This window comes from Nesterenkonia sp. DZ6, from assembly GCF_022565835.1.
Taxonomy (GTDB): Bacteria; Actinomycetota; Actinomycetes; order Actinomycetales; family Micrococcaceae; genus Nesterenkonia.
The window spans coordinates 156,111-176,833 of sequence record NZ_JAJOYW010000003.1 but is presented as its reverse complement, the minus strand read 5'-3'; the positions used below and the strand labels follow the sequence as shown (position 1 = coordinate 176,833).

Sequence of the window (20,723 nt, the reverse complement as noted above, 5' to 3'; positions counted from 1 at the left end):
GCGGAGCCCAGGACGGGTCCGCTGAAGGTGATGCTGGTCGATGACCAGCACCTGCTGAGGATGGGCTTCCGGCTGATCCTCGAGGGCGAGGAGGATCTGGAGGTCGTGGCCGAGGCCGCGGACGGGCTCGAGGCGCTGCAGGTGCTGCAGGCGCTCACCCCGGCGCAACGTCCAGACGTGGTGCTCATGGACGTGCGGATGCCCCGGATGGACGGCATCGAGGCCACCACGAAGGTGGTCGCGCAGTTCCCGCAGACCCGGGTGATCATCCTGACCACCTTCGACCTGGACGAGTACGCCTTCTCCGGGCTTCAGGCCGGCGCCAGTGCCTTCCTGCTCAAGGACGTCACCCCGGAGGACCTGGTCCACGCCGTACGGGTGGTGGCAGAGGGCGACGCGGTGGTGGCCCCGCGGATCACCCAGCGGCTGCTGGAGGTCTATCTGCGCGGCGGGGCCCCGACCGAACCTGCAGCACCGGAGCGCCCCGGCGCCGGGGCGGCTCGCGGAGCGCGCGGCGGTGCCCGGACTGCCCGGACTTCCGGGACTGTCGGGGCTGTCGGCGATGCCGTCAGACCCCTGCCCGATGGGCGAGCGATCGCTGAGGCGATGGATGACGGAATCCCGCGCGAGCCGCTGACCCAGCGTGAGACCGAGATGCTCTTCGCCGTCGCGGAGGGCCTCTCCAACGCTGAGATCGCGGCGAAGTTCTTCCTCTCCGAGGCCACGGTCAAGACCCACGTGCGCCGGATCCTGACCAAGCTGCAGCTCCGAGACCGGGTGCAGGCAGTGGTCTATGTGTTCCAGACCGGACTCCTCGGGCCGCTCTAGTGCCGCTCCGGCTCCGCGGAGTCGGGGCCGCTGATTAGGATGGCGGGCATGACAGCACAAGAGCTCATCGAAGATCTGGCCGCCTACGTGAGCGCCTCGCCCTCGTCGTATCACGCGGCGGCCGTGGCGGCGCAGCGCCTGGTCAGCGCCGGATTCACGCAGCTGGGCGAGCATCAGGACTGGCCCACCGAGCCGGGTCGCCATGTGGTGGTCCGTGACGGCGCCGTGCTGGCCTGGGTGGTGCCCACCGGCGCCGCACCCACCACCCCGCTGCGGATCCTCGGTGCGCACACCGATTCCCCCGGGTTCAAGCTCAAGCCCAAGTCCACGCTGATCAGCAATGGCTGGCTGCAGGCCGGCGTCGAGGTCTACGGCGGACCGCTGCTGAACTCCTGGCTGGACCGTGAGCTTTGCCTGGCCGGGCGCCTGGTCACCCGTGACGGGGCCACTCACCTGGCGGCCACCGGCCCGGTCGCCCGGATCCCGCAGCTGGCCATCCACCTGGACCGTCAGGTCAACGAGGGGCTGAAGCTGGGCAAGCAGGCGCACACCAGCCCGATCCTGGGGCTCGCCGGCTCCACCGAGCAGGCCGCGGCCGCCGACGTGCTGGCCCTGCTGGCGGAGTCCGCCGGGGTGGACCCCGCCCAGGTGGACGGCTACGACGTGGTGCTCGCCGACGCCCAGGCGCCGGCGACCTTCGGTGCGGCACAGGAGTTCCTCGCCTCGAGCCGACTCGACAACCTCTCCTCGGTCCACGCCGGGCTCAGCGCCCTGATCGGGACCGCCGAGGAGGCCGAGACCGGTGCGGTCATTCCGATGCTCGCCGCCTTCGACCACGAGGAGCTGGGCTCGGCGTCGCGCTCCGGTGCGGCCGGGCCGTTCCTGGAAGAGGTGCTGGGCCGGATCTATGAGGGGCTCGGCCGTGCGGCGGGCCAGCCCGGCGCCACCGCCACCCAGCGGGCGCAGGCGCTGAGCGCCTCCTGGCATCTCTCCAGCGACGCCGGACACGCGGTGCACCCGAATTACTCCGAACGACATGACCCGGCGAACCGCCCGCTGCCCAACGGCGGTCCGCTGCTGAAGATCAACGCCAACCAGCGCTACACCACCGACGCCCCGGGGGCGGCGATGTGGGCCCAGGTCTGCCGCGCCGCGGGCGTCCCCACCCAGGAGTTCGTCTCCAACAACGACCTCCCCTGCGGCTCCACCATCGGCCCGATCACCGCCACCCGGCTGGGGATCCGCACCGTCGACGTCGGGATCGCGCTGCTCTCGATGCACTCGGCCCGGGAGATGTGCGGGGTCGAGGACGTCGAGCATCTGCGGGACGCGGTGGCGAGCTTCTTCACCACCGAGCTGAACAGCTGAGCTCGGCCTCGACCCCACACGCGATCTCCACAGCTGAACAGGCCCGTTCGTCACGCTGGCGCAAAGCCGGTATCATGATGCAGGTTGTCTGACCTGGTTTCATCCTGCCCTCATGCCGAGGGTCGGACGGACGGGCTCAGATGCAGATGCAGATAGACCCTCCTGTTACGGAAATCCCGTGACCGCAAGGCCAAAGGAGGTGGGTTAACACAATGCGTCACTATGAACTGATGGTGCTCGTCGACCCCGAGGTTGACGAGCGCACCGTGGAACCGACTCTCGGCAAGTACATGGAGGTCGTCAAGAAGGACGGCGGCACCGTGGACAACGTCGATGTCTGGGGCCGTCGCCGCCTGGCTTATGAGATTCAGAAGAAGACGGAAGCGGTCTACGCCGTCGTCAACTTCCACTCGACTCCCGACGCCGCCGCCGAGCTCGACCGACTGCTGCGCCTGAACGAGACGATCATGCGCACCAAGATCACCCGCCCCGAGGAACAGAAGATCGAATAATCCTCCAGGTGGTCCATCCACCTGTCAGGGCGAACCAGCAACCAAGGAGCACTTCCATGGCCGGCGAGACCATCATCACCGTTGTAGGCAACCTGACGGCAGATCCAGAGCTCCGCTTCACCCCTTCGGGTGCCGCGGTCTCCAACTTTGCCATCGCGTCTACGCCGCGGTTCTTCGACCGTCAAGCAAACGAGTGGAAGGACGGAGAGACTCTCTTCGTCCGCTGTTCCCTGTGGCGTGAAGCCGCAGAGAACGCCGCTGAGTCACTCACCAAGGGCACCCGCGTGATCGCGCAGGGCCGCCTGAAGGCTCGGTCGTTCCAGACCAAGGAGGGGGAGAACCGCACCTCCTGGGAGCTCGACGTCGATGAGATCGGTCCCTCGCTGCGCTTTGCGACTGCCAGCGTCCAGCGTTCGAGCGGCGGCCAAGGCGGCCGTCCGAGCGGCGGAGGCGGCTTCGGCGGAGGCAACACCGGCGGCAACGCCGGCGCGGCCTCCGGCGGCGGCTTCGGTGGAGGAGGCTCCGGCGGCGGCGCGTCATCCGGCGGCTCCGGCGGGTGGAGCAACGACTCCGCTCCGCAGGATCCGTGGGGCGGCCAGCCCTCCGGCGGCGGAAGCTGGGGCACCCCTGACAACAACGAGCCACCGTTCTGAGCCTGAGAAGCGCCACGCGCTCCTCAAGCCCGCGAACAGCGGCTTGAACTCACACACTATTCACCATCCCGCATCCCACAGGTGCGGGCTCCGAGAATGAAAAGGAGCACCACGATGGCAAAGGCTGAACTCAAGAAGCCAAAGCCCAAGGCGAACCCGCTGAAGGCTGCTGACATCACGGTCATCGACTACAAGGACACCGCTCTGCTGCGGAAGTTCATTTCCGACCGAGGCAAGATCCGCGCACGCCGGGTGACCGGCGTGACTGTCCAGGAGCAGCGAAAGATCGCCCAGGCGATCAAGAACGCTCGCGAAGTCGCACTGCTGCCGTACGCCGGCGCAGGCCGCGGCTGATCCAGGACTGACTGGGAAGGAAAGGAACAACCCATGGCAAAGCTCATCCTGACTCAGGAAGTGACCGGTCTCGGCGCCTCCGGAGATGTGGTCGACGTCAAAAGCGGCTACGCACGCAACTATCTGTTGCCGCGTGGCTTCGCAATGGCCTGGACCAAGGGCGGCGAAAAGGATGTGGAGCGCCTGCGCTCCGCTCGCAAGGCTCGCGAGATCGCAACGGTCGAGGAAGCACAGGCAGTGGCCACCAAGCTGCAGTCTGCCCCCGTGAAGATCACCGTGAAGACCGGCGACTCCGGTCGCCTGTTCGGAACCGTCGGTTCCGCACAGATCGCCGATGCAGTCGAGGCCTCCGGCCTGGGCTCCATCGACAAGCGCACCGTCGAGATCCCCGCACGCATCAAGGCAGTCGGCAACTACAAGGCGACTGTCCGCCTGCACGCTGATGTCTCAGCGACCCTCGACCTTCAGGTCGTCGGCTCGAAGTAAGCAGCACGCAGCACCCCAGCCGTTCGCGGCTGAGACCTGAGAAAGCCTCGGACTCCTTCAGGAGGCCGGGGCTTTCTCGCGCCGCGGGCGCATTCTCCGAAGGTTGGCGGGCCTCCGGAGCGGGGAATGCCGAATGGCGGGTGCCGGTTATGGTTGATGTCGTACAAATTTCAATCAGTGGCCGGCACGGCAGGGTCACCCAGGACGGCGCAGGGAGCGGCCATGCAGTTCGGCGTATTCAGCATCGGCGACATGACACCGGATCCGACCACCGGTCGGGTCCCCACCGAGCACGAGCGCATCAACTCGCTGGTGGCCATCGCCAGACGCGCCGAAGAGGTCGGACTCGACGTCTTCGCGGTCGGCCAGCACCACAACCCGCCCTTCGTGGCGCCGGCCAACCCGCCGATCCTCATGGCCTACCTGGCGGCGCAGACGCACCGGATCCAGCTCTCCACGGCGACCACGCTGATCACCACCACCGATCCGGTGCGCATCGCCGAGGACTACGCCTTTGCCCAGCATCTTGCCCAGGGGCGGGTCGACCTGACCCTGGGACGTGGGAACACCGGCCCGGTCTACCCCTGGTTCGGCAAGGACATCCGCGCAGGGATCCCGCTGGCGGTGGAGAACTACGCGCTGCTGCACCGGCTCTGGCGTGAGACCGAGGTCGACTTCTCCGGGCGCTTCCGCACTCCGCTGCAGGGATTCACCTCCACGCCGCGTCCCCTCGACGACATCCCGCCCTTCGTCTGGCACGGGTCCATCCGATCCCCGGAGATCGCGGAGCAGGCGGCGTACTACGGGGACGGCTTCTTCCACAACAACATCTTCTGGAACAAGGAGCACACCGGGCGGATGATCGACCTCTACCGCTCCCGCTACGCGCACTACGGCCACGGGCCCGCCGAGCAGGCCATCGTGGGACTCGGCGGTCAGGTCTTCATGCGCCGGAACTCCCAGGATGCGATCCGCGAGTTCCGGCCCTACTTCGACCGGGCGCCGGTCTACGGCGGCGGTTCCTCGCTGGAGGACTTCAGCGCGCAGACCCCGCTGACCGTGGGCACCCCCGACCAGGTCATCGAGCGCACGCTGAGCTTCCGCGACTACGCCGGGGACTATCAGCGTCAGCTCTTCCTCATCGACCACGCCGGTCTGCCGCTGAAGACCGTGCTGGAGCAGATCGACCTGCTGGGGGAGGAGGTCGTCCCGGTCCTGCGACGAGAGGTGGCCGCCCGCGCCCCGCAGAGCACCCCTGAGGCGCCTACGCACGCGGTGCTGGCCCGACGGCGCGCTGAAGGCCGAGACCCCGTCCCAGGAGGCGGCAGAGGGGCCGCCGCCTGACCCTGGGCCGAGCCCGAGGACTCGGGGTGGCCGGCGGCGGCTGAGCCTGAAGATTCAGCTCAGCTCAGCTGCGGCGTTCCAGTTCCTCGATGACGTTGATCCGCTCATTGCTCATCAGATGCAGCGAGAGCTCGTTGGAGAGGTGCTGGAACATCGCCACGCCCTGGACGCTGCTGCCCTCGTCATTGAGCCGCGGCGCGAAGGAGGCGATCCCGACCTGGCCGGGGAGCACCCCGATGATGCCGCCGGAGATCCCTGACTTCGCCGGAATGCCGATCTGGGTCAGCCAGCGTCCCGAAGCGTCGTACATGCCGCAGGTCGCCATGATCCCCAAGGTGGTGCGGGCAGATTCGGCCGAGACCACGCGCTGACCGTTCTCCGGGTTGATTCCGTTGTTCGCCAGCGTGGCGGCCATCCGGGCGATGTCCTTGACGTTGACCAGGATCGAGCACTGGTCGATGTATCCGCGGACGGCTTCATCGGGCTCGGTGTCCAGCGAGCCGTGGGACTTCAGCATGTGGGCGATCGCCATGTTGCGGTACGCCGTGGAGTACTCCTCCTCCGCCGCGTCCCAGTCGATCTCGAGTGCGCGTCCGGCGAAGGCCGACATGCCGTCGAGGATCCGGGTGGTCCGGCTGCGCACCTCTGAGGTGCGCGACGCGCTGTCCCGGCCACCGGGATGCTCCTCATGGCTGGTGTGGTCCACCAGGTGGTGCGTCGCGATGGCCCCGGCGTTGATCATCGGATTCAGCGGGCGCCCGGTGCCGCCTTCGAGGGAGAGCTCGTTGAAGGCCTCCCCGGAGGGCTCCATGCCGACCATCTCGCGTACCCGGTCCAGGCCGATGTCATCCAGCGCGAGGGCATAGACGAAGGGTTTGGAGATCGACTGGATGGTGAACAGGTGCTCGTCGTCGCCGGCGGAGCATTCCTGGCCGTCTGCGGTCGCCAGGGCCAGCGCCTGCAGGTTCTCATCGGCGTCGCGCAGCCGGGGGATATAGGCGGCAAGCTTGCCGCTGACATCCGCACTGGACTCCTTGAGGACCTCGCGGAGGTACGTGTTGATCGATTCTTGCACCGGGTGGCTCCTCGGGGGTTGGTCTCCCCACGCTACCCGCTGGGAGCTGGGGATCTGCTGGACGGGTTCTCACCAGGGTGTGGACAACTTGTGGAAAACAGGGCGACGGAGGGGCCATACACCTAACGACGGGGTTACGGCAAGGCGACGGAATGGTGGAAAAACTGGTATCTCTATTCCTGCGTGCACAGGTGAGTTGCTACAAAACTGCACCTCAGTGGAGATATCTACGGGTTATCCAACTGTTATCCACAGCTTCCTGCACATGTTGTGCACAAGACACGCCGCATAGTCCACATTTACTCCACAGGCAGCAGCATTTCGCTCTATTGCCCCTGCCGGGCTCGGGACCTAAAGTGTGGAAAGTCCCTCGGACGTGAATATTGGCTGGGCCCCGCCCAGCGCGCATTCACGCGGCGCCGCAGTCAGCGGCGGGAGCGGAGACACGGGGCCGGGAAGCGTTTCGCCGGCCGTCCCGTGGTCGACGTGTCCGAGGCCTCGGAGAATCCGAGGAGATCCTGGTCCCCGCACCTCTGCGCTCCGCTGCAGGAGGCCGAGCGGCAGGATCTGAAGGCACATCGGGTCGCCGGGAGACCGGCCAAGGGAAGGGGATCACGCGCTCATGGCTCGTGATCCTGCTGCGTCCCCCGGCGATCCGATCTCCGCCACAGGCCTGGGCCTCACAAGGGGTGGGCGGCGATGAACCGTGACACCCGGCGCGGCCAGGTACCCAGCTCCTCCGGGGTCTCGGCGATCTGCAGCTGCGAGTTCGGGATCAGCTGGTGCAGCTTCTCAGCGGTGGAGACCGGGTGTGCGTAGTCATCCACCCAGGCCAGGAGCAGCGTGGGAACCGAGAGCTCGCCGATCTGCTCAGCACCGGGAAGATCGCTGACCCCGGCCCCGCGAAAGATCGAGGGCAGCAGCTCCTGGCTGACTGCCGGGACGCGCTCCTTCTGCCGGTCCGCCAGGGCGGGCGGCGGAAGCACCTGTCGGCCCACCCGCACGAAGGCCCCGATCCCGTGATCCTCCACCAGTTCGGCCGACTTCTGGTAGGTCGCCGCCTGCCCGGCACGGGTGGCCCACGCGGTGGGGGGCACCATCAGGGTCAGCGTGGCAAAACGGTCGGGATCGCGCAGCGCGGCATAGAGCAGCGTCGCGGCGCCCATCGAGGGTCCCGCGGCGTGCACCTTCTGTTCGGGGGCGAGCTCATCGAGCAGCTCGAGCAGGTCATCGGCGAGCCGCGGCCAGACATAGTCCTCAGGCACGGCGCGCCCGGTGGAGGAGCCGTGTCCCCGCGCGTCGTAGCGAAGGACTCGGCAGTCTTCGAGGCTGAGCGTCATGTCCAGACCGGCGCGCTGTTCGCGCGAGGCACAAGAGGTCAGCCCGTGCAGCTGGACGAAGATCGGACCGTCGCCGGAGATCTCATAGGCGAGCTTCGCCCCGGCTGTCTGGAAAAGCCCCACGGTCTTCGACTCCTGAGTCTCAGGTGAACAACAAGTTGCGCTGGAAACATCCAGGCGAACTGAACGCCATCTACACTACGCCGTATGCGCTTGACCAATGTGGCACAGATGCACGCCAGGCCCGGACGTCTGTCCAGCTACTCGGTGGTGGCCCAGCTCGCCGTCGACGATGCGGCGAGGCGGACCTCCGACGTCGGCTTCGGGGCGGGACTCCCGGGTGCCGGGGTGCCGGCCGCCGATCCCCCCGGCGGGCTCCCGGTGTCGTTCGACCAGAACCGCCATGTCAGCTTCGGGTCCAGACCCGGATCCTGGATGGCGGTGTCCTTCCAGCTCGACGGTCCGGCTTCCCTGGACGAGATCGCCGCCGCCTGGCAGGTGGTGATCCAGCGCCACGGGACGCTGCGCACGGTCTTCGACTGGCGGCCCGAGCATTCCCCGCGCCGCAGTGACACGCATCACTCCAACACCGGGCCTGGCGGAGATTCCGGCGGACCGGTCAGTGACCTGCTGCTGCGCGAGGTCGCGATGCTGCCCGGCACCTGGGAGCAGCTCTCTGCTCCCGAGCGGCCGCGCCGCCCGATCAGCTTCAGCGTGGATCGCGGTGCGGCGCTGAAGACCGCACACCTGGCCGCGCCGAGCGACCAGCTCAACGCGGCGGAGGTCAAGGCCGCCCTGCGCGCTCATTTCGACGCCGTCTGCGATCCATTCGGCACGCCGTCGCACCGGCTCTGCGTGATCGACGACGGAGAATCCGCGGCTGTGCGGGACACCGCCGGGTCACCACAGATCGTCATCGGCTCCGACCACGCCCACGTCGACGCCTGGTCCCTGCTGGTGCTGGTGCGGGACTTCAACGCCGTTCTGAACAACCTGCGGGCCGGCCGTCCCGCGGCACATGAGCTCCCGGTGCCGGAGTCCTTCGCGGCGCACACCATGGCGATGGAGGCCAAGCCGTTTCCCCCAGAGGAGATCGTCACCCGGTGGCGAGAAATCCTGGAGGCCGGAGGTGGAGTGATGCCGACCTTCCCGCTGCCGCTGGGGGATATCTCGCTGCCGGTGAGTGAGAAGGTCGAGGTCCGCGACGTGCTGGACTCCGCGGAGCTCAACAAGCTCGAGGCCCATGCCAGGGAAGAGGGGGTCAGGCTGATCGCCGTCGCGGTCTCGGTGATGACCCGGATCTTCCGCGAGCTGGGCGACCAGCCGCTGCGCACGGTCTTCCCGGTGCACAGCCGCGATGAGCCGCGCTGGTTCGACTCGGTGGGCTGGTTCATCACCAATGCGGTCCTGGAGAACGAAGACGACAGCCTGCGCGGCAGCTATCAGGCGGTCAAGGAGGCGATCCGGCTGGGCTCGCATCCGATGGCACCGATCATGCGGCCCTACGGCGGGATGCCCGCCGAGCCGGGGATGTTCGCGATGAGCTGGCTGGATCATCGCCGACTGCCGATCAATGTGGACGAGGCGCTCAATGCTCAGCACGTCTCCGCGGTGGTCCAGACCGACGGGGTGATGATCTGGTTCGTGGTCAACGAGACAGGACTGCATCTGCGCTGCCGCTATCCCGATACTCCACAGGCTCGCGAGACGATGCGCACCTGGCTGGATGCGGTGGTCGAAGGACTGCGTGCACCGAGTATCGTGGAGGGGTGACTACCGAGCTCTACAACACCGGATCCCCCGCGGGGGTGGACTCCCGCACGCCCCCGCAGGACATGGTGGCGGAGCAGTCAGTGCTCGGCGGCATGATGCTCTCCAAGGACGCCATCGCCGACGTCGTGGAGGTTCTGCGCGGCTCGGACTTCTACCGACCCGCGCATGAGCTGATCTACGACGCGATCATCGATCTCTACGGCCGCGGCGAGCCCGCCGACGTGGTCACCATCTCGGATCACCTGACCAAGCGCGGCGAACTTCAGCGCATCGGCGGCCCGGCGTACCTGCACAACCTGGCCCAGTCGGTGCCCACCGCGGCGAACGCCGGCTTCTACGCGGAGATCGTGCGCGAGCGCGCCATCCTGCGCCGACTCGTCGACGCCGGCACCAAGATCGTCCAGCTCGGACACACCGCCGACGGTGAGGTCGAGGGCATCGTCAACCAGGCGCAGTCTGAGATCTACAACGTGGCGGAGAACCGGCAGAGCGAGGACTATGTCTCACTCTCCGAGATCCTGGGCCCCACGATCGACGAGATCGAGACCAACTCCGCCCACGACGGGGGACTCACCGGCATCCCCACCGGGTTCCGCGAACTCGATGACCTGACCCATGGCTTCCACGGCGGACAGATGATCATCATCGCCGCTCGTCCGGCCATGGGTAAGTCCACCCTGGCGCTGGACTTCGCCCGCGCCGCCGCGGTGAACAACAAGATGACCGCAGCCTTCTTCTCCCTGGAGATGGGGCGCAACGAGATCGCGATGCGTCTGCTCTCCGCAGAGTCCCGGATCCTGTTCTCCGACCTGCGCAAGGGCAATATCCGTGATGAGGACTGGGAGAAGATGTCCGAGGCGGTGGACCGGCTCAATGACGTGCCGCTGTTCATCGATGACTCCCCGAACATGTCGCTGATGGAGATCCGGGCCAAGTGCCGCCGGCTCAAGCAGCGTCACAACCTCAAGCTCGTGGTGCTGGACTATCTGCAGCTGCTCTCCTCGGGCAAACGTGTCGAGTCGCGCCAGCAGGAGGTCAGCGAGTTCTCCCGTACCTTGAAGCTGCTCGCCAAGGAGCTTGATGTCCCGATCATCGCCCTCTCCCAGCTGAACCGCGGGTCCGAGTCCCGTCCGGACAAGAAGCCGCAGGTCTCCGATCTGCGTGAATCCGGTTCGATCGAGCAGGATGCGGACATGGTCATGCTGCTGCACCGCCCTGAGGTCTATGACAAGGAGACCGAGCGCGCCGGCGAGGCCGACATCATCGTGGCGAAGAACCGTAACGGTCCCACCCGGGACATCACGGTGGCGTTCCAGGGCCACTATGCCCGCTTCCAGGACATGGCCCGCGACTTCTAGCGGTACTGCGAGGCCTCGAGCTGTGCGGCGTCGGTGGTCTCCATCTCCGTGATGAAGCTCCAGGCGTCTGGCCGGGACCCATCGACGTCGGTCAGCTCATAGTGCTGAGCCAGCTCGAAGGAACTGGTCGACCTGGTGTTCCACCCGGCCCGCGCCGGGTCTGCGGCCAGGGCCGTGATGCCGCGGGCGAGCATCGCCGGGGTCTCAGAGATGACGAACTCATACGGCGGCACCACCTCGGTCTTCCCGCGGTTGGCCTCTGCGGCGGCGCGCCAGGTCTGCTCGGTCACCCCGAAACCGTCGAGCATCATCTCTGAACGCAGCCAGCCGGGGGAGACCGAGACGGCCGTCCCGCCATGGGGCGCCAGCTCATGGCCCTGGGCGAAAGCCAGTCGATCCACTGCGGTCTTGGTCAGGTCGAGGAAGGCGTTCTCCCGGAAGTGGGAGGCGTTGTAGCGGCGGGTCCCGTCGGTGACCTCCACCACCAGGCCGCCGGGATTGCGGATGAGCAGCGGCAGGGCGCTGTGGCTGGTGTTCAGATGAGTGGTGAATCCGGTGTCGAAGAGCTTCTTCCCCGCCGCGAGGTCGTAGTCCCACAGCGCCTTGCCGAACTCCACATAGGCTTCCCCGCCGATGTCATTGACCAGGATGTCCAGACGCCCGTGATTCTCGTCGATCCGCGCGATCAGGGCGCGGACCGCCTCGATCTCGAGGTGATCCACGATCACCGGATGCGCCGTCCCGCCGGCGTCGGAGATCAGCCGCGCAGTCTCCTCCACGGTCTCGGAACGGCCGTAGTCAGACGGCGCCTCTGGGGACGAGCGGCCGGTGCAGTAGAGAACGGCCCCGGCGCCGGCGAGCTCACGAGCGATTGCGCGTCCGGCGCCACGAGTGGCCCCGGTGACCAGCGCGACCCGCCCGGAGAGGTCGAACCGTGGGGATGCAGCAGCCGATGTGGATCGTGCGGACATGACGGGCCTCCCGGAGAAGTGATCTGGTGACTTTCAGGGTCTCAGGGATTCCCGAGATTCTCCGCCGAGGGTTCTGCTGACTCGGACGAGGATTCAGAAGGAGCCGAGGATGACGTCGATGAAGGTGAATCCCAGCGTGCCGTAGAGCAGTCCGATCCACAGTGAATGGGTTAGGGACTTCCAGAACTGGCCGGTGGCGATGAGCAGTCCGAAGGCGGCCGGGGTGCAGGCCATCGCGTAGCCGCCCACCAACATCCAGAGGCCGGTGAACTCACCCAGGGCCAGCATGTAGAAGCCCACCCCGATGGTCCAGATCATGGTGAACTCGAAGAGCAGCGCGGCGATGACCACGGTGACGACCACTGCCCAGAGATACCGGCCCCAGTCCCCGGCGATGCGCCGCAGGGCGCTGGGCTGCTTCCGCTGTGCGGACGCGGACCGGGTCCTGCCGGTTGACCGGGGGCCGCGGTTGGGCCTCGGGCTGCCGTTGGGTCGGGTGCTGCGGGAGCCGGACTTCCCCGAGGGCCGAGACGGAGCACGGGATGACCCGCCGCGCGAGCCCGCACTGCGCGAGCTCACACCGTTTCGCGAGGCTGTGCCGGCCCGTGATCCTTTGCCGGCCCGGGGAGCGGGAGAGGAGGGTCGTCGCGCCGTCGTCGCGCTCTTCTTCCTGGTCGGAACCGAGGATCTGCCGACAGGCTTCTTGGCCGCGGACTTCTTGCTGGTGCTCACAGCCTGTCAGCGTACCGGCAGTCAGGCGCGACCAGGGGACTCTCCGAAGCGGCGAGGTGAATCCACCGGGATCCTCGGGGATTCACAGCGGCTGCCCGGCGCTGGGTCAGATGCCGCCGAGGTAGGGCAGGACCAGGAGAAAGACGATCACCCCGATGCCGACGCCCAAGGTGATCGCTACGGTGGCGTCGGAATTGGACCGTCCGAGTTCAGGGGCGCGCGCGGATGCGGGTTCGGGGGCCGGGTGATCCAGCTCCCGGTGAGTGGGACGTGCGGGATGAGATGACATTCGTGCACCTCGCTTGGCAGAGCCGTACCGGGTGGATGGGAAATGCGTCCTGACCTGGAGTCTAGGAAGTATCTCTGAAAATGAGCTGGGCAGGAGGTAAACCCTGGCCGGGCAGCGCCGGAGCTCAGTGCAGCAGGCCGGCGTGCACCTGGAGATCGGGTCCCTGGTGCAGCGACTCGGTGATGAGCAGGTCCACGGCTCGCGCGGCCTGCGCGCGGCTCACCGGAGATCCCGCGCGGGACAGATCCGGGACATGGACGAAGCCGGCGGGCACGGATGCCGGGGCCGCGTGCAGCAGCGTATAGAGCAGGCTGTTGCACACGAAGCTGCCCGCGCTGAGCGAGAGCGCCACGGGGATTCCTGCGCCGCTGATCGCGGCGTGGGCGGCCTTGAGCCGCAGGGTGGCGAACAAGGCCGGAGGCCCGCCCGGCACGACGGGCTCCTCGGTGGGCTGATGCCCGGCGTTATCCGGTATCCGGGCGTCGCGCAGATTCAGGCCGACCCGCTCCAGCCGCACCGCCTCCGTGCCGGCTGCCAGGCCCACGGAGATCACCAGGTCCGGTGCGGCGACGGCCATCTGTTCGAGCAGGAGCTCGGCGCTGACGTGGAACTCCACCGGCAGCAGCGCCGTGCGCACCGTGACGTCGCCGTGGACCTCCTGGGCCCGCAGAGCGCCTCGCCCAGCGGCCTCGGAGAGCTCGGCGACCACGTCCCAGGAGGGGTTGTGGTCCATCCCGGCGAAGGGCTCGAAACCGGTCAGCAGCACCGTGCGCGTGGAGTTCATCGGGCGCACGGATCAGCGGCGCGACCGGCGATTCCGGTGCTGCGGGCGGTCTGGGGCGAGGTCACAGCGCCTGGGCGGCGGCGGAGGGTGCGACGTCGAGCAGCCGGATGCGGCGGCTGATGCGCTCCAGCGCCGCGGTGAGCTTGGGGATCGCCGCGGGGGTGATCAGCACCAGCACCGAGCCGCCGAAGCCACCGCCGATCAGCCGGGCGCCTTCGGCGCCCTGGGCCAGCGCGGTCTCCACCACGAGGTCGGCGATGTCGAAGGAGACCTCCGCGTCGTCGCGCATGCTCATATGTCCGGCAGTGAGGATGTCTCCGACCGTGGAGGCGATGTGACGCACGCCGTAGGCCTCCCCCGAGAGCAGGTGATGCAGCTTCTCGGATCGCACCATCTCGGTCAGGGCATGGTGAAGCCGACGCCGGCAGGCCTCGACGCTGCGACCGTCGAGGGTCTCCAGCTGTTCCGCGAGCCGATCGAACTCCTCGAGCACGTGGGAGACATCGGCCTTGCGCGGCTGCTCGGGCAGCGCATCACGGAGCCGGTCGAGACCCAGCAGGCGCGTCGCGGCCTCGGCGTCTGCCCGACGATCCCCGAACTGGCCGTCGGCAAGCCGATGCGCCTCTCCGGTGTCCACCGCGATCAGTCGGTAGCCGCGCAGGATGCAGCCGATGTCCAGCGGGGTGACGCTGAAGTCCCGGCAGTCCAGCGAGAGCACCTTGCCCGGGCGGGCGCGCATCGCAGCGGTCTGATCGAGGCCTCCGGTGCCGGCGCCGACGACCTCCACCTCGGCCCGCACGCAGGCGGCGGCCAGGTCCTTGCGGTTCTCCCGGGTCAGCGCGGCGTTGAGATCCTGCAGAGGATTGTCCTGGCCGAACGGAGTGCCCAGAGCGAGGAACGCGAGGATCGAGGCACATTCAAGGGCAGCCGAGGAGGAGAGCCCTCCGCCGATGGGCAGCGTGGACACCACCAGCAGATCGGCGCCGAAGTCCGCATCGACCGCAAATGCCGGCTGGGACCTGCCCAGTTCGCGCAGCGCCCAGAGCACCCCGGAGACGTAGTGGCTCCAATGCCCTGAAGCATCCCGTCCGGAGGCGGCCGCGGCGGGTCCGATCTGGTCCGGGGTCACCGTGGTGATCCCGTCGTCGAGTGAGGCGTCCAGCGTGCGCAGCCGAAGCTGGCCGTCGGTGCGCGGAGCCGCGGCGACGTAGGTGCCGTGGGCCAGGGCCATCGGCAGGCAGCGGCCGGCGTGGAAATCGATGTGCTCGCCGTTGAGATTGGCTCGGCCCGGGGCGAACCAGGTACCAGAAGCTGCCCGGCCATACTCCTGCTGGAAGCGGCTGACCAGGTCAGATTGGATCTCTTGTGGCTCGCCAGGAGCAAGCCAGACGGCATCGGTAGTTCGCACGGTGTTCCATTGTGCCAGTAACAGTGGCTTGGTGTTCCATGGGGATGACCGGCGGTGCCGCGGATTCGCCGCGGCAGCCGGAGGCGATCGCGGAGAAGGCCCACGCCTTCTGCCCCTGTTCCAAGGCCGCCCGCGGCAACACCAAGGTCGAGGTCACCGTCACCGACGACTGACGCCCTGCGCCTGGAGCGGAAACTCTGGGCTTATTGATTCAATATTGAAATACTCGACTTCGAACCCGGTCATCAGGATGAGGAGACGGCGATGAGCACCACCGAGCGCGAGCCCCAGGAACAGGTCTGCATCAACGGGCCCTACACCTTCGAGGGTCTGCGTGACGGTGTGACCCGCGCCCAGGACGGAGTCGAGATGCTCGAGCCGCGCACGGTCCCGCTGGGCGGACCGCGGGCGATGACCGTGCGCCGCACCCTGCCGCAGCGAGCCCGCTCACTCGTCGGGGCCTGGTGCTTCCTTGACTTCTACGGCCCCGACGATCTCACCGAGGCCACGCCCATGCGGGTGCCGCGGCATCCGCACACCGGGCTGGCCACCCTCTCCTGGCTCTTCGAAGGCCGGATCGACCACATGGACTCCGCCGGAAACTGGGCCACCGTGCGCCCCGGCGAAGTGGCGCTGATGAACGCCGGCAGCGGGATCAGCCATTCGGAGTACTCCTCTGCGGACACCGCAGTCCTGCACGGCGCCCAGCTCTGGTACGCCTTCCCCGATGCGCATCGATTCGTGGAGCCGTCGCTGGAGACCCATCGCCCGGAGCCGGTCCAAGGGCCGGGCTGGGAGGCTCAGGTGTTCCTCGGTGAGCTGCTGGGCCGGCGCTCGCCGGTGAAGACCTATATCCCGCTGACCGGGGCCCAGCTGCGGCTCGAGCCCGGCACGGTGCTTCAGATCGAGGTTCCCGCGGCCCACGAGCACGGACTGCTGCGGATCTCTGGCGCGGTCCGGCTCAACGGCGCCCTGGTGGGGGAGGATCATCTGGCGGTGACCGAGGTCGGGAGCACCACGCTGCGGGTGGAGGCCCTGGACGAGCCGGTCCTGGCCCTGCTCATCGGCGGAGAACCCCTGGGCGAGCAGATCGTGATGTGGTGGAACTTCGTCGGGCGCAGCCACGAGGAGATCGCGGCCTTCCGCAGCGCCTACCAGGCCGAGATGGGCTTCGAGCCACCGGCGGAGGGTTCACCGCTGCGCGACCAGGTGGGTGCGGCTGAACACGCTCCCGACGGTGACGACACAGGGGGCGACGCAGGTGACGACACAGGCGGCGCCACGGAGGGCGGCACCACTGAACGGGCGGCCCGGGCCGATGGTTCGGAGCACCAGATCCCGGTTCCCGCCGGGGCGCTGGGGAACCCGGTGCACGGGAGGCTCCGCGATGCGCTGGCCGAGGCCCACTACGACGACGGCCGGATGTTCCCGCAGTTCGGGGACTTTCCACCCGGTCAGGCTGCGCCGCTGCCGGCCCCGGAGCTGCCCAGCACGCGGATGAAGCCGCGCGGCTGAACCGGCAGGCTCAGGCGCGACAGGGTCTATCGAGCACCATCTGCTGGCGGCGCAGACGCGCCCGAGAGGCCCAGGCCGGGAAGCGGCTCAGCACGCACATGGTGAACATCGTCGACCGCGAGGCTGTGGACGAGCTTCCCGGACTCATCACTCAGGCCCATGGGCCCGTGGACGGGCTGATCAACGTGGCCGGGATCATCCAGCCCTCCGTCCCCGTGGAGGACCTCGACCTCGAGGTCATCGAACGCGTCATGGACGTGAACTTCTGGGGCACTCTGCACATGGTCAAGGCCTTCCTGCGCGGGCTCAAGGCCCGCCCCGAGAAGGGGGATCGCGATGATCGCCAAGAAGATGAATCACCTCGTGGTGGAGGGGTCCGTGAAGGCCGGCGTCTGAACCAGACAGCGCGGTCGGGGCTCTCGCCGCTGTGAAAGACTTGGGCTCGCCGACGCAGTGATGCAGCACCAGGACCAGCGAGCAGGAGGCTCAGTGAGCCAAGACCCCTTGAGCGAGGATCAACCACGGGGACGACTGAGTTCTCGCCTGCTGGCACACGGCCAGGAGCCAGACCCACGCTTCACCCTCGCCAACGAACGCACCTTCCTGGCCTGGATCCGCACCGCCCTGGCGTTCCTCGCCGGAGGCGTGGCTGTGGAGGCCTTCGCCGCCGATGTATTCGCCGATCCCTACCGCACCGTGGTCTCGGTGCTGACGATCAGCGTGGGACTGCTGATCAGCGTGGGCGCGGCGATGCGCTGGCTCAACGTGGAGCGCAGCATGCGTCTGGGGCATCCGCTGCCGATGCCGCTGATCATCCCGCTGCTGAGCTTCGCCTCCGGGGTCGCCATGGCTGTGGTCATCGTGCTGGTGGTGCTGGACTGATGTCCCCGGCGGCGCCGATGCACGCGGATCCGGGCCTGCAGCCCGAGCGCACGGTGCTCTCCTGGGGCCGGACGATGATGCTCTTCGCGCTGGTCGGAGCGGTCTTCCTGCGCTGGCTGCCGCACTACGGGTTCTGGACCGTGGGGTTGACGCTGAGCTGCGCCGTCGTCGCCGGCGCCATCTACCTCACCCAGCGGCGGCGGTATTCGCGGCAGTCCCGGGGCATCGCGGCGGAGCGGGTGGAGGCGGACGTGCCGGCGGTGCTGGTCACGACGCTGGCCGTTGTGGTGCTCGGCATCCTGGGCCTCCTCGCGGTGCTGGCCTGAGCCGGACGCCTGACCTGGACCTTCATCGTCGGCCTGAACTCCAGCTGAGTACAGGCTGGTCCCGGCGTTGGGCTGCGCGTGCTACGTTTCGCGCTCGACTACCAATGAGGAGGTCCTTGCCTTGTCGATGAAGATGATCACCACAGGTTTCGCCCTGGCCGGCGTGCTGGCCCTGGCCGCATGCAGTGATGCACCCGCCGCAGAGAACGACGATGCGAGCGCGCAGGAGCAGAGCGCCGAAGCGGGCGCCGAGAGCCCGGAGCAGGGCGCCGACGGCGAGCAGCCCGAGCTGCCTGAGGCTGACACCTCTGACGTTCCGGAGGTCGTGGCCGAGGTCAACGGCGAAGAGATCACCGGCGAGGACTTCACCGTGCTCTATGAGTCCCAGTTCCAGCAGATGGCGATGGAGTCCCAGATGACCGGCGAGGAGCCGGACCAGGATCAGCTCAAGGAGCAGACTCTGGAATCGATGATCGGCAACGAGCTTCTGCTCCAGGACGCCGAGGACGAGGGCTACGAGGCCTCTGAGGAGGAGATCGACGCGCTCATCGCCGACGCCGCCGAGACCGCAGGCATGGGCTCCTCCGAAGAGTTCATCGAGGCCTATGAAGAGCAGGGCATGGACGAGGAGCAGCTGACCGAGGACGCCGAGAGCCAGGTCCTGATCAACCAGGTGCTCGCGCAGCTGGAGGTCCCGGAGCCCTCAGAGGAGGAGCTCCGCGAGACCTATGACGAGGCCGTCGCCGCCCAGGAAGGCGCAGAAGGCGCTGAGGGTGCTGAAGGCGCCGAGGGTGAGGAAGCGGCCGAGATCCCACCTTTCGACGAGGTGCGCGATGACCTCGAGGCGGACGCCACCGATCAGGCCCGCAATGAGGCAGCCCTGGACCATGTCGAAGATCTCCGCGCCGAGGCAGACGTCCAGACACACCTGTGATCTGAGCCGGACGCCGCCTCCAGGCGCACCTGCGCCTCAGCGAAGACGGGGTCTCACGAAAGGCTGTGACTCAGCAGCCCGCAGGCCTGGGCCGCCGTGTCTTCGATCAGCTCCGGTGCTCGGCGCAGCAGATCCTGCAGCGAGGCCGCGCCCGGGGCGATCGAGAACGCGGCCGTCAGCCCCGCGGCGCGGCACTGCTCCGCGCTGAGCTGGACTGCGCCGGCGATCACCAGCACCGCCGCGTCGTGCGGGGCATAGCCGCGCACCGCCTGGACCACCTTCCCGTCGAGGGACTGTGCGTCCAGGGAGCCTTCTCCGGTGATGATCAGATCGGCCCGGGCGAGGGTCTCCTGCAGGTCCAGCGCCTCGGCCACCATCTGCGCGCCGGGAAGGACCTCGGCACCGAGCAGCACGGCCAGGCACACCGGCGTTCCGCCGGCGGCGCCGAAGCCAGGGGTCTCGCGCAGCCGCTGAGGCTCCGCGCCGCTCATCTCGCCCAGCACCTGGGCGAGGTGGCTCAGACCGGCGTCCAGGAGGCCGACCTCCGCTGCCGTCGCGCCCTTCTGGGGCCCGAACACCGTCGCGGCCCCGCGCTCGCCGGTCAGCGGGTTCTCCACATCCACGGCGATCCGCCAGCCCACCTGGCTCGCCCTGGTGTCCAGCCCGCTGAGGTCCACGGCGCTGATCTTCCCCAGGCCCGCACCGCCGGGAGCCACCGGGGCTCCAGCGGCGTCGAGGAATTCGGCGCCCAGAGCGCGCAGCAGCCCCGTGCCGCCGTCGGTGCTCGCCGATCCGCCGATGCAGAGCAGGATCTCGGTACAGGCAGGATCGGCCAGCAGTTCCCGAGCGATGAGCCCGACCCCGAAGGTGTCGGCCCGCAGCGGCTGCAGCGCCACGTCGGAGACCTGCGGGAGCCCGTTGCCCTGGGCCGCCTCGATCACTCCGGTGCGTCCGTCGGCGGAGCGTCCATACTGCGCGGTCGCCGGTCGACCCAGCGCGTCACGGACCTCCATGGTCTCCGGCGCGCGCCCCCACGCGGCGAGCAGCGCCTCCAAGGTGCCCTCGCCGCCGTCGGCGAAGGGCAGCTCGAGGATCTCTGCCGCACCGAAGACCTGGCGTGCTCCGCGGGCCATCGCCGCGGCGGCCTGCGCCGCGCTGACGGAGCCCTTGAAGGAGTCGGGGACGCAGACGATGCGCTGCACGGCAGGCACGGTGGAACTCATGGCGTGCTGATCTGTGCTGGTCCGCCGTTCTCAGTCGCCATACGTATTGGCGATGTAGACGTCGCAGCCTGCGGTGTGGGACACCGAATTCGCCACGCTGCCCAGAACGCGACGGGCGCCGCGCATGCGCTGATTGCCCACCACGATCAGCTGCGCGCCGGCCTTCTCTGCGTAGTCGATGAGCGCCTCCGCGGGCTTGCCCTGAGCTGACCCCGCGCTGATCTTCAACCCCGGAGTGCGCAGACCCCGGACCACCTGCTCGGCGATGTAGAGCGCGTTGTCGGTGCCCGAGACCACCCACTGGTCCGAGCCGCTGTTCACGTGCTCGATGGTGGCATCGGTGTGTGCGGACACGACGTGCAGCGCGACATCGAGCTTCAGCGCGAGATCGCGGGCCTTCTGGGCAGCGCGCTGGGCTGTCGGACTTCCGTCCACACCGACGACGATCGGACCTGCCATGATGTTCTCCTTCTACGAATGGTGAGCGTGACCACGGATCAGCGTACTGGAGCCTCGTTCCGAGCAGGGAGCGTCGACTGGACGTGGGGCGGGTCGACCCGGTGCGCGG

General features: G+C 68.2%; 24 protein-coding genes. 15 read left to right on the top strand and 9 right to left on the bottom strand.

Translation table 11 applies throughout. The annotated features are described in order from the left end of the window. Positions 1-30 precede the first annotated feature (30 nt). The 7 genes from LTH93_RS09340 (at position 31) to LTH93_RS09310 (ending at position 5,545) form a co-directional block, all read left to right on the top strand. Positions 31-828: a response regulator transcription factor gene (locus LTH93_RS09340; protein WP_241470912.1), complete on the top strand. Its 798-nt coding sequence runs from the start codon at positions 31-33 to the stop codon at positions 826-828. Positions 829-876: 48 nt separating this feature from the next. Further along, positions 877-2,196: a M18 family aminopeptidase gene (locus LTH93_RS09335; protein ID WP_241465697.1), complete on the top strand. Its 1,320-nt coding sequence runs from the start codon at positions 877-879 to the stop codon at positions 2,194-2,196. A 212-nt stretch (positions 2,197-2,408) separates the two neighbouring features. Further along, the gene (gene rpsF, locus LTH93_RS09330; protein ID WP_241465698.1) at positions 2,409-2,708 is read left to right on the top strand and encodes a 30S ribosomal protein S6; all 300 of its coding nucleotides are present in this window, start codon (positions 2,409-2,411) and stop codon (positions 2,706-2,708) included. Positions 2,709-2,764: 56 nt separating this feature from the next. Further along, positions 2,765-3,361: a single-stranded DNA-binding protein gene (locus LTH93_RS09325; RefSeq protein WP_241465699.1), complete on the top strand. Its 597-nt coding sequence runs from the start codon at positions 2,765-2,767 to the stop codon at positions 3,359-3,361. A 114-nt stretch (positions 3,362-3,475) separates the two neighbouring features. Further along, positions 3,476-3,715 (top strand): 30S ribosomal protein S18, encoded by a 240-nt coding sequence (gene rpsR / locus LTH93_RS09320; protein WP_036475751.1) that lies wholly within the window; start codon positions 3,476-3,478, stop codon positions 3,713-3,715. 33 nt (positions 3,716-3,748) lie between these two features. Beyond that, positions 3,749-4,201, top strand: a complete 453-nt coding sequence (rplI, locus tag LTH93_RS09315) for a 50S ribosomal protein L9 (RefSeq protein ID WP_241465700.1) — start codon at positions 3,749-3,751, stop codon at positions 4,199-4,201. Between the two features lie 222 nt (positions 4,202-4,423). Continuing rightward, a complete protein-coding gene (locus LTH93_RS09310) occupies positions 4,424-5,545 on the top strand; it encodes an LLM class flavin-dependent oxidoreductase (RefSeq protein ID WP_241470788.1) in 1,122 nt (373 codons plus the stop codon). A gap of 64 nt (positions 5,546-5,609) precedes the next feature. Here the strand turns inward: LTH93_RS09310 and glsA are convergent, their stop codons facing one another. Both glsA and LTH93_RS09300 read right to left on the bottom strand, forming a co-directional pair. Beyond that, positions 5,610-6,620 carry a glutaminase A gene (gene glsA / locus LTH93_RS09305; protein ID WP_241465702.1) on the bottom strand — a complete coding sequence of 337 codons (1,011 nt, stop codon included), beginning with the start codon at positions 6,618-6,620 and terminating at the stop codon, positions 5,610-5,612. Positions 6,621-7,300: 680 nt separating this feature from the next. Then, on the bottom strand, positions 7,301-8,083 hold the full coding sequence (locus tag LTH93_RS09300; protein ID WP_241470787.1) for an alpha/beta fold hydrolase: 783 nt from the start codon (positions 8,081-8,083) through the stop codon (positions 7,301-7,303). 84 nt (positions 8,084-8,167) lie between these two features. On the opposite strand from LTH93_RS09300, the gene LTH93_RS09295 reads away from it, so the two are divergent. Further along, positions 8,168-9,733, top strand: coding sequence for a peptide synthetase (locus LTH93_RS09295; RefSeq protein ID WP_241470786.1), 1,566 nt, complete (start codon positions 8,168-8,170; stop codon positions 9,731-9,733). Then, entirely contained in the window at positions 9,730-11,091 is a 1,362-nt protein-coding gene (gene dnaB, locus LTH93_RS09290; RefSeq protein WP_342357750.1) for a replicative DNA helicase, read from the top strand. Before LTH93_RS09295 ends, dnaB begins: the two co-directional genes overlap by 4 nt. On the opposite strand, the gene LTH93_RS09285 is transcribed toward dnaB, so the two are convergent. The 5 genes from LTH93_RS09285 to LTH93_RS09265 form a co-directional block, all read right to left on the bottom strand. Further along, positions 11,088-12,062 carry an SDR family oxidoreductase gene (locus LTH93_RS09285; protein WP_241465705.1) on the bottom strand — a complete coding sequence of 325 codons (975 nt, stop codon included), beginning with the start codon at positions 12,060-12,062 and terminating at the stop codon, positions 11,088-11,090. The two genes, dnaB and LTH93_RS09285, sit on opposite strands and share 4 nt — an antisense overlap. Before the next feature lie 93 nt (positions 12,063-12,155). Continuing rightward, positions 12,156-12,794 (bottom strand): hypothetical protein, encoded by a 639-nt coding sequence (locus tag LTH93_RS09280; RefSeq protein WP_241470785.1) that lies wholly within the window; start codon positions 12,792-12,794, stop codon positions 12,156-12,158. Between the two features lie 106 nt (positions 12,795-12,900). Next, complete coding sequence (locus LTH93_RS09275) at positions 12,901-13,083, bottom strand: hypothetical protein (protein ID WP_241465708.1); 183 nt, start codon at positions 13,081-13,083, stop codon at positions 12,901-12,903. 124 nt (positions 13,084-13,207) lie between these two features. Further along, a complete protein-coding gene (locus LTH93_RS09270; protein ID WP_241470784.1) occupies positions 13,208-13,867 on the bottom strand; it encodes a pyroglutamyl-peptidase I family protein in 660 nt (219 codons plus the stop codon). A gap of 61 nt (positions 13,868-13,928) precedes the next feature. Further along, positions 13,929-15,275: a galactokinase gene (locus LTH93_RS09265; RefSeq protein WP_241470783.1), complete on the bottom strand. Its 1,347-nt coding sequence runs from the start codon at positions 15,273-15,275 to the stop codon at positions 13,929-13,931. 38 nt (positions 15,276-15,313) lie between these two features. Between LTH93_RS09265 and LTH93_RS09260 the strand changes: the two genes are divergently transcribed. The 6 genes from LTH93_RS09260 (at position 15,314) to LTH93_RS09235 (ending at position 18,932) form a co-directional block, all read left to right on the top strand. Further along, positions 15,314-15,448, top strand: coding sequence for a hypothetical protein (locus LTH93_RS09260; protein ID WP_304653871.1), 135 nt, complete (start codon positions 15,314-15,316; stop codon positions 15,446-15,448). A 91-nt stretch (positions 15,449-15,539) separates the two neighbouring features. Then, complete coding sequence (locus LTH93_RS09255) at positions 15,540-16,790, top strand: pirin family protein (protein ID WP_241470782.1); 1,251 nt, start codon at positions 15,540-15,542, stop codon at positions 16,788-16,790. Next, complete coding sequence (locus tag LTH93_RS09250) at positions 16,787-17,221, top strand: SDR family NAD(P)-dependent oxidoreductase (RefSeq protein ID WP_255727495.1); 435 nt, start codon at positions 16,787-16,789, stop codon at positions 17,219-17,221. Before LTH93_RS09255 ends, LTH93_RS09250 begins: the two co-directional genes overlap by 4 nt. A 58-nt stretch (positions 17,222-17,279) precedes the next feature. Next, positions 17,280-17,672, top strand: a complete 393-nt coding sequence (locus LTH93_RS09245; protein ID WP_241470780.1) for a YidH family protein — start codon at positions 17,280-17,282, stop codon at positions 17,670-17,672. Next, positions 17,672-17,998: a DUF202 domain-containing protein gene (locus LTH93_RS09240; RefSeq protein WP_241465713.1), complete on the top strand. Its 327-nt coding sequence runs from the start codon at positions 17,672-17,674 to the stop codon at positions 17,996-17,998. The genes LTH93_RS09245 and LTH93_RS09240 overlap by 1 nt, the downstream gene beginning before the upstream one ends. Before the next feature lie 127 nt (positions 17,999-18,125). Then, a complete protein-coding gene (locus tag LTH93_RS09235) occupies positions 18,126-18,932 on the top strand; it encodes a SurA N-terminal domain-containing protein (RefSeq protein ID WP_241470911.1) in 807 nt (268 codons plus the stop codon). A 53-nt stretch (positions 18,933-18,985) separates the two neighbouring features. On the opposite strand, the gene LTH93_RS09230 is transcribed toward LTH93_RS09235, so the two are convergent. Beyond that, positions 18,986-20,155: a glycerate kinase gene (locus tag LTH93_RS09230; protein WP_241470779.1), complete on the bottom strand. Its 1,170-nt coding sequence runs from the start codon at positions 20,153-20,155 to the stop codon at positions 18,986-18,988. Between the two features lie 30 nt (positions 20,156-20,185). Continuing rightward, a complete protein-coding gene (locus LTH93_RS09225) occupies positions 20,186-20,614 on the bottom strand; it encodes a universal stress protein (RefSeq protein WP_241465716.1) in 429 nt (142 codons plus the stop codon). Positions 20,615-20,723 lie beyond the last annotated feature (109 nt).